The sequence below is a fragment of the Edaphobacter aggregans DSM 19364 genome (assembly GCF_000745965.1).
Taxonomy (GTDB): domain Bacteria; phylum Acidobacteriota; class Terriglobia; order Terriglobales; family Acidobacteriaceae; genus Edaphobacter; species Edaphobacter aggregans.
Genome location: NZ_JQKI01000266.1, coordinates 1 through 3,387 on the forward strand (window position 1 = coordinate 1; position 3,387 = coordinate 3,387).

A 3,387-nucleotide genomic window follows, 5' to 3' on the forward strand; every position below is an offset into this window, starting at 1 on the left:
ACCGAGAAGATGGGACACGCCCAGGAAGCAGACGGTCTTTATCGCAAGAGTATCGCTCTGGTCGATGGAATGATCCAGCGCGCCGCGACCACGAAAACTCGGGCTGTTTGAGATCGTGGCGACATTGGGCGCGGGCGGGATGGGGGAGGTGTACCGCGCGCGTGATACCCGCCTCGGGCGGGAAGTCGCTCTCAAATTTCTGCCCAATCTGTTTGCGCAGGACGCACAGCGACTGCAACGCTTCAAGCGCGAAGCGCAGATTCTGGCTTCGCTGAACCACCCGCACATTGCCGCCATCTACGGCCTGGAAGAACACCGCGGGGTCTTGTTCCTGGTTATGGAGCTGGTCGAAGGCCCTACGCTATCTGACCGCATCGCGCAGGGTCCGATTCCACTCGACGACTCTTTATTCAGCGCCCAGCAGATCGCTCAGGCTCTGGAAGCTGCGCACGAGAAAAACATAGTCCATCGCGACTTGAAGCCGGCGAACGTCAAGTTCACAACAGAGGGAAAAGTAAAGCTGCTTGATTTTGGACTTGCCAAGGCGCTCGAAGGTGAAGCAGCGGAAAGCAACCTCTCCAGTTCGCCCACGATCAGTCATGCGCACACGCAGGCTGGAACGGTATTAGGGACTGCGGCGTACATGTCACCGGAGCAGGCGAAGGGCAAAGAGACCGACAAGCGTGGGGACATTTGGGCCTTCGGCGCGGTGCTCTACGAGATGCTTACCGCTAAGCAGGCGTTCGGCGGTGAGACAGTGACGGAAATGCTGGCAGGCGTGGTTCGCGGCGAGCCGGATTGGAGCGCGCTTCCGAACGAAACACCGGCCATCGTCCGGCGACTGCTGCGCCGCTGCCTGGAGAAAGATGTGAAGCAGCGGCTGCGTGATATCGGCGACGCGCGTTTGGAGATCGAAGAGGCTCTCGCGAATCCAGCAAGCGGTGGGTTGGTCGCGCTGTCTGCAGTTCCCACGGCGCAGCCGCTTGGAGCAGATTTCTGCAGTGGACGTTGTTGGCAAGCCTGGTTGCGGTGGCTGGAATTGGCCTGTGGAGCCCCTGGCGCCACACCGAGCCGCATGCAGTGAAGCGATTCACGATCAAGAGTCAGGGTGGCGAGCAACTTGTTGCTTATGGCGGCAACCTGGCGATTTCGCGGGATGGCTCTTACATCGTGTACTCCAGCACGCCACTCAACGGACGTGCTCACTTGTATCGTCGCCGCATGGATCGCGATCAACCGGACCAGGTCCCCGGCACAGAAGGAGCCACCACTCCCACCCTTTCCCCTGATGGCCAGTGGATCGCATTTAAGGCTCAGGGAAAACTGCTAAAGGTTGGCGCGGAGGGTGGCACACCGATCACTCTGTGCGCTGCCCCTTCAGCGGGCGGTGCCGCTTGGGGTTCCGACGGCATGATTTACTTCACGGACCGCGAAACTCAACTCTTTCGCGTGCCGGAGGCGGGCGGTAAGCCCCAACTTGTTGCTTCCATTCCCCATTCGGCCGGACAGCAAGGCCTTCGCTTGCCGCATGCCCTGCCGGGCGGCCATGCCATCCTACTCGTGACTGGCGGGAGCCTCATCAATCCGAACGATGCAGCTATTCTCGCCTTCGACTTAGCGAAAGGCCGACCCAAGGAATTGATCCGGGGAGGCACCGCGCCTCATTACGTTCCCACTGGCCATCTGCTGTACGTCCAAGGGAGCAGACTTCTTGCCGTGCCATTCGACTTGCGGCGACTGGAGGTCACCGGCCCGGCCGCTCCTATTTTGGAGGATGTTTGGCAAGGGCCGGGCGGATATGCCGCGTATGACATTTCTGCGGACGGAACGCTCGTGTTCATCAGCGGTGGCGAGATGTTTGGGAATCGAGAGCTTGTATGGGTTGATCGCACAGGTAAGGAACGGCCTATCATCGGAGCACCAAAGCATTGGTATATTGACGTGCGTCTCTCACCCGATGGCAGGCGCCTTGCGGCAACCACTATCGACCCGGGATCGCCACACGACATCTGGGTTCTCGCCCCGGATCATCCGGGGTTCGCTGTACCGATTACACATGCGAAATCCAGCGAGGAACACTATGGGCCGGTGTGGACTCCTGATGGCAAGAGTTTGCTTTACGGGCAACAAGGGCCGGATGGAGCGCAAATCCTTCGGAAAGCTGCCGATGGAAGCGGTGAGGAAGAAGTGTTGTACAAGGACCGCGAAGATCAGGCAATGTTGTCTCCCACACAATGTTCTCGGGATGCGAAACTCCTCATCTTTCAACGTACGGGCAGGGCCGGTCCTCCTAGACTGTGGAAGCTTTCGCTGGCCGGAGTGCACGAGGCGGAGCCTCTGTTCAAACACGATCTATCTTTTGCCCGAGCCGGAGGGCAGATCTCCCCGGACGGGCAATGGATTGTGTATATGTCGCTTGAATCGGGAACGTCGGAGATCTATGTAGCTCCCTACCCCGGTGTCGAAACCGCCAAGTGGCGGATCTCCACCGATGGCGGGGATATCGCACGATGGTCGCGCGATGGCCGGGAGTTGTACTACCTTTCGGGCGCCGGCCCCGCCAAATTGAATGCCGTGGACATCCACACATCGCCTACGTTCGAAAAAGGCATCCCTCGCTTGCTAGTCGAAGGTCCTTATCCGCATTTCATGAGAACAGTTGATTTTGACGCCGACCCAGGCGGGCAGAGATTCATCCTGTTGAAAACCGAACCATCGATGGAGATGCCCGTCGAGGTCCACGTAGTCCTGAACTGGACCGAAGAACTGAAAGCTCGCCTGCATAGCGTGCAGAAGTGAGCCGACGCGCTAATCCCCGCCTCAAAGTGAGTAAACGAGTTTCTTACAATGGGGACGTATGTTCATAGAGCTGATGCCGCTTCTTGGGGAGCGGACGGTGATGTTGACAAGTCGCTCTTATTGACCAGAATAAAGTCCGCGTTAACGTGATCCCAACAAGAAGCAGGGCGGATGAAAACGCCGCATTGTGCGCGCCACTCAGCTTCAGCGGCACACCAGAGGAAGTGCACGGCGAAATGGCGAGGAGTCTCGGGGTGTACGTCGAGGAAAATCTGCGGGCGACGAAAGGTTCGTGGACGCTTTTCCCGACCGCGGCATCTGCTGAGCCTGTCCACCTCAGGGGGCGTAAAACGGGCCTCGAAGAACGATTTACGAGAGAGGTTGCTCGAGCCGCCTCTGCGTCGCCGCGCGCTCGATTTCAGCGTTGATCGCCCCTCCGACCAGGTACGCCAATCCTGTCACATAAAGCCAGAGCAAGAGAATCATGACCGCTCCTAGTACTGTGACCGCTTGAATGAGTAGTTCAGTTTCAGGCGTGCCAGCTTCCTTGTGAACTTCCACTTGATGGTGATCTTGTGGCGGTTTGCA

2 protein-coding genes are annotated in these 3,387 nt (G+C 58.6%); both read left to right on the top strand.

All coding sequences use genetic code 11. The annotated features are described in order from the left end of the window. Window positions 1–115: 115 nt before the first annotated feature. Window positions 116–1,084 (top strand): serine/threonine-protein kinase, encoded by a 969-nt coding sequence (locus Q363_RS30935; protein WP_169747204.1) that lies wholly within the window; start codon window positions 116–118, stop codon window positions 1,082–1,084. Beyond that, complete coding sequence (locus Q363_RS30940) at window positions 1,081–2,799, top strand: PD40 domain-containing protein (protein ID WP_035358459.1); 1,719 nt, start codon at window positions 1,081–1,083, stop codon at window positions 2,797–2,799. Before Q363_RS30935 ends, Q363_RS30940 begins: the two co-directional genes overlap by 4 nt. Window positions 2,800–3,387: the final 588 nt, after the last annotated feature.